The 4,778-nt window shown below is 60.7% G+C and carries 5 protein-coding genes; all 5 read right to left on the reverse strand.

The window, feature by feature from the left end:
- Positions 1 to 69: 69 nt before the first annotated feature.
- The 5 genes from HMPREF9538_RS24765 to phnC are packed head-to-tail and all read right to left on the reverse strand — an operon-like array spanning position 70 to position 4,475.
- Positions 70 to 939, reverse strand: coding sequence for a LysR family transcriptional regulator (locus HMPREF9538_RS24765; RefSeq protein WP_004152692.1), 870 nt, complete (start codon positions 937 to 939; stop codon positions 70 to 72).
- The gene (ptxD, locus tag HMPREF9538_RS24760; protein WP_004152693.1) at positions 933 to 1,943 is read right to left on the reverse strand and encodes a phosphonate dehydrogenase PtxD; all 1,011 of its coding nucleotides are present in this window, start codon (positions 1,941 to 1,943) and stop codon (positions 933 to 935) included. The genes HMPREF9538_RS24765 and ptxD overlap by 7 nt, the downstream gene beginning before the upstream one ends.
- 8 nt (positions 1,944 to 1,951) lie before the next feature.
- Positions 1,952 to 2,779, reverse strand: a complete 828-nt coding sequence (gene phnE / locus HMPREF9538_RS24755; protein ID WP_004152694.1) for a phosphonate ABC transporter, permease protein PhnE — start codon at positions 2,777 to 2,779, stop codon at positions 1,952 to 1,954.
- An 8-nt stretch (positions 2,780 to 2,787) separates the two neighbouring features.
- Positions 2,788 to 3,651 (reverse strand): phosphate/phosphite/phosphonate ABC transporter substrate-binding protein, encoded by an 864-nt coding sequence (gene phnD / locus HMPREF9538_RS24750; protein ID WP_004152695.1) that lies wholly within the window; start codon positions 3,649 to 3,651, stop codon positions 2,788 to 2,790.
- Positions 3,648 to 4,475, reverse strand: a complete 828-nt coding sequence (gene phnC, locus HMPREF9538_RS24745) for a phosphonate ABC transporter ATP-binding protein (RefSeq protein ID WP_004153729.1) — start codon at positions 4,473 to 4,475, stop codon at positions 3,648 to 3,650. Before phnC ends, phnD begins: the two co-directional genes overlap by 4 nt.
- Between the last annotated feature and the right edge of the window lie 303 nt (positions 4,476 to 4,778).

Genomic DNA, 4,778 nt, shown 5'->3' on the forward strand with positions numbered 1-4,778 from the left:
ATCAGAAAGTCTTTTTCAGAGTTTCCCTAGGCTGACAAGCCAAGCGCTGGATCGCAACCATCCATCACCTTATCCAGCTAGATCTGCCTCCTCCAATAAGTGCCGCACAAATCCCGGCGGGTGCAGATTTCCGGGAGGTTTGCGCCAGATCAGTTGGAGACGCTTTTCAAGCCCCGGGATGGGAAGAGCTACCAGCGCGCCACTGCGAACTTCGTCTTGTACTGCGGAAGCCATCACCAACGACACGCCGAGTCCCGCCCTCACTGCTTGTTTGACTGCCTCGGTGCTGCCTAGCTGCATACCGCTGCGAGGCACGCCCAGTTCGCCAAAGTATTCGGTCAGAAGCCGTCCGGTACCGCTACCCGGTTCACCTCCCAGCATCGGCAGGTCCACCAGACGATCACGTTCTATGCACCCTGCTTCAGCCAGCGCATGGTCGGGGCTGACGATAAGCACCAGCGGCTCGACCCGCCAGAGGCGGTGTTCGAAGTCGGGGTGAGGTAGCCACCATTCCATGATCGCGGCGTCGAGCTGGCCCGCCAGTAGCTGGTCGGCCACATCCGGGTTGGCGGCGATGCGCAGATCCACCTCGCCCCTCTCATTTGCGGTCGTCAGATAGTTGCGCACGAATGGCTGGAGAAGGTAGGTGCCGATGTTGGTGCTGGCCCCGACGCGCTCACGATTGCCATGCAGGGCTTCTAGCGCCCGGGCGTGCATGTCGAGCAAGGCGGTCGCATGCGGCATGAAGGCCAGCGCCCGTGTGGTAGGCTGGCAGCCGCTACGACTGCGCTGCACCAGCGTTACGCCGACCTGCTCTTCAAGCTTCTGCAAGTGCTGCGACACCGTCGGCTGGGCCAGCCCCAACGCCCTCGCCGCGCTCTGAAAACTGCCTGTTTGAACGATCGCTACCAGGCTCTTCAGCCAGACCGGATTCAACATGCGGCAGGCTCGGCCTTGGGCAGACGGTTCGCAGCGTTGATTGGGCGCGCACCTGCCAATACCTGGATGATGTTCTGCGCTGCACAACGTTCAATCTCCAGGCGCACCGCGCGCACTGCCGACCCTATGTGCGGAGTGAACAGCGTATTCGGATGCGCGAGCAGCGCAGGATCGATCAGCCGCGGCCGGTCCGCGCGAGCCCAGTCTTCCATTTCGAATACATCCGCCGCATACCCGCCGAGCTGGCCTCGCTCAAGCGCCGCGAGCACGGCGGCTTCATCCACTACCGAACCACGACAGGGGTTTACAAGCAGAGCGCCCGGCCGTACGAGGGCAAGCAGCTCGGCGTTGACCAGATGCTGGGTATCGGCATTCAAGGGAAGCGCCAGCAGGATGAAGTCCGAGCTGGCGAAGAGTTCGCTGCACGCCACCTGGCGCAGGCCGAGCCGTTGCTCGGTTTGTGTATCCAGAGCCTTCGCCTCGTGGTACTGCAGGGTCGCGCCCCATCCCTGCAAGCGCTCAGCCATGGCCAGTCCGATGGCGCCCATGCCAAGGATGCCGACCGTAGCGTTATCCAGCCCCGTGCCGTAGAACTGTGGTTGCCAGCCCTGGAACTCGCCAGAGCGGACGAACGCATCTGCTGCCCGCAGATGCCGCCCCAGCCCCACCGCCAGTCCGATCGCCAGCTCGGCAGTCGGGACCGTCAACAGATCAGGCACGAAGGTCAGCCAGACCCCGCGGGCAGTACAGGCGTCCACATCGAAATTGTCGAAGCCCTTGAGCGCGCAGCCGACTACACGCAGCTCAGGGCAGGCTTGAAGAAAGTCTGCATCGACCCGATCGGGCATGAACGCCATCATCGCCTGAGCATCGCGACAGCGGCGCAGAATTTCCTCGCGCGTCAGCGTGCTGTCGGTCTGGTTGGTCACCAGCTCGCAATGTGGCGCCAGCAGTTGCAGGATCTCATCGTGTACTCGGTGAGTTATAACGAGTTTCGGCAGCATGTTTTGTCCTATTTGAAACGTTTGCGCAGCACGCCACTGAAGGCGTCTACTAGCGTGACCATGGCCAGGATGACCAGCAGGATTGCTGCAACCTCCTGGTACTGCATGATGCGCAGCGAGCCCATGAGTTCGAAGCCGATACCGCCGGCGCCAACCATGCCCATCACGGTGGAGGCGCGAAAGTTGTATTCCCAGCGGTAGATCGCCACGTCGGCGAACTGCGGCGTCACCTGTGGCAAAACCGCGTGCAGCAGCACTTGCATCGGCGTAGCCCCCGCCGCCCGAGCGGCTTCCACCGGCGCTTCGTCGACGTGCTCGATGGCCTCGGCGAAGAACTTGCTGACCATGCCGACCGAATGCAGACCCAGGGCAAGCACGCCCGGCAAGGCGCCGAACCCTACGGCTGCAACGAAGATGATGCCCATGATCAGCTCCGGCACCGACCGCAGGGCATTGAGCAGCACCCGGGCAACACCGAACACAAGGGGGTGCGGCGCCGTATTGCGCGCTGCAACGAAGGCCACCACCAGCGAGAACACCACTGCGATGGCCGTACCGGCGATGCTCATCGCCAAGGTGTCGATCAAGGGGCGAATCCAGCTTCGATAGCCCGAAAAGTCTGGCGGCATGGCCTCGCCTGCCAGGGTCGCGATGGAGGGCAGCCCGTTCAGCAGCGTGGTGGCATCGAGCAGCCCCACGTACCAGCAGGCCAACAGCACCACTCCGAATACAATCGCCACCTGCCCCAGCTGGCGCCACCAACCGAGGCCGAAGCCTCGAAGGATGTGCTCGCGTTGCTCTGCAGGCAGCGCCTGCACGTCGTAATGAGTAGACATATCGGTGCTCACATCGTGGCGAAGTCGAGGCCGAGCAGCGATCCCATTTTGCGGATCACATCGTAGTCGGCGTCGGTGATTGGCGCGAAGGCCTCGGCCTTGAAGTTGCGCAGCACTTCGGGATCGTCGATACCGACGAATACATCCCGCACCTTGGTTTTCAGCTCGGGGCTCAGGTTCGAGCGCATCGCCCAGGGGTACTGGGGGTATTCGCCGCTGTAACCAAGTACTTTCACCTTGCTCGGATCGATTAGGCCACGTTCGACTACGTGATTGAAAATTACCTCCGACAGCCCACCCGCATCGGCGTTGCCGTTCGCCACGTTGACGGCAACGGCGTCATGCGTGCCCACAAAATATTCTTCGTAGTCCCGCCCACCCGTCAAACCGGCCGTCTCAAGAAGCACGGTTTTGGGAATCAAATGGCTGGACGTCGATGCCCGGTCACCATAGGCCATCTTCTTGCCCTTAAGGTCGGCATACTCATTCACGCCTGACGCCACATTGGCGATAATCACCGAGCGATAGGTCGGCTTGCCGTCGATGACCGTGACAGCGAAGGGCTCGATGTCGCTTTTGCTTTTGGCCATGACGTAGGACAGCGGACCGAAATACGCCAGGTCGATACGGCCAAAGCGCATCGCCTCAATCATCGAGGAATAGTCGGTGGTTACGATCAGCTGCACCTTCTTGTCCAGATGCTCTTCCAGATAATCCTTCAGCGGCTGGTTACGCTTGATCAGCTCGGAGGCGTTTTCGTCCGGCAGCAGGGCAACCTTTAGCACATCCGGATCGGCATCGGCCGCTAGGGCGGACAAACTTGAAACAGCGGACAGCAAGCAAGTCAATAAGAGCGCGGATAAGCGTTTCATCGGGACATCTCCAGTGAAGGTTCGAGCATGACAGGTGGTTCAGCCGGAGTATTCGCTGGCTGAGTCGTAGAGCGGCCTGCATAGATGCGCTCAAGCTGCGCATCGGTGAGTTCCGAGGGCGCGGCATCGAAAACGATCTGAGAATCGGCCAGCCCGACGACGCGATCGGCGAAGCGGCGGGCATATTCGAGTTGATGCAGCGAAACGATGGCGGTGATGCCGTCTTCCTTGCAGATGTCGCGCAGCAATCCGAGAACACGGACCGAAGTGGCCGGGTCGAGACTGGCTACCGGCTCATCGGCCAGAATGATCGCCGGCTGTTGCGCTAGCGCACGCGCGATGCCTACCCGCTGCTGCTGGCCACCGGACAGTTTGTCCACCCGGCTTAGCGCCTTGTCTGCCAGACCGACCCGAGCGAGGCAACTGAGCGCAATCTCCTGATCGGCACGCGGCAGAGGAAACAGCGAGCGGAGCGTGTTGTGAAAGGCCAGCCGACCGGTAAGCACATTAGCCAGTGCGCTTTGACGTTCGATTAGCTGGTGGTGCTGAAAGATCATGGCGGTACGCCGACGATGCTGACGCAAGGCCGAGCCGCTGCCGAGCTCACCGAGTTCGCTGGTGACACTGCCGCCAGTGGGCGTGACGAGTCGATTGAGACTACGGAGCAAGGTCGACTTGCCTGCGCCCGAGAGACCAAGCAGCACGGTGAACTCACCACGCCGAAATGCAATCGAGGTATCGCGTAGGGCTGTCACGCCGCCTGGATAGACGACGCTCAACCGGTCGACCCGCAGCACGGCGTCCTGTATTGGATGGGGCATCATTTGATCACCTTTTGCAATATTGCTGGCCGCACAATTGCGGTTCGCGATGCAAAGGATAGAAATTCCTTGTTAACGCACTGTTTCTAAAGGATGACATTTCGATGAATACTTCGAATCTGCCGTAGCGGGGCGGCAAGCGAAGCCGTGGAAGAACGGGCGCAACGTAGCGTCTTTCTTCACGCGGGATACAGGAGGCTTTGATTGATACTGCTGCGGATTCGCTACAGTAACGTTGGGCCAGAACGTAATGCCATCCAAGCAAGAGAGCGCACACTAGGGAAACTCTGAAAAAGACTTTCTGAT

The sequence above is a fragment of the Klebsiella sp. MS 92-3 genome (assembly GCF_000195655.1).
Classification (GTDB): domain Bacteria; phylum Pseudomonadota; class Gammaproteobacteria; order Enterobacterales; family Enterobacteriaceae; genus Klebsiella; species Klebsiella pneumoniae.

Excerpts from the sequence above, each read along its gene's own strand:
- HMPREF9538_RS24765 (WP_004152692.1), bottom strand. The coding sequence starts at position 939 with ATGTTGAATCCGGTCTGGCTGAAGAGCCTGGTAGCGATCGTTCAAACA.
- ptxD (WP_004152693.1), bottom strand. The coding sequence starts at position 1,943 with ATGCTGCCGAAACTCGTTATAACTCACCGAGTACACGATGAGATCCTG.
- phnE (WP_004152694.1), bottom strand. The coding sequence starts at position 2,779 with ATGTCTACTCATTACGACGTGCAGGCGCTGCCTGCAGAGCAACGCGAG.
- phnD (WP_004152695.1), bottom strand. The coding sequence starts at position 3,651 with ATGAAACGCTTATCCGCGCTCTTATTGACTTGCTTGCTGTCCGCTGTT.
- phnC (WP_004153729.1), bottom strand. The coding sequence starts at position 4,475 with ATGATGCCCCATCCAATACAGGACGCCGTGCTGCGGGTCGACCGGTTG.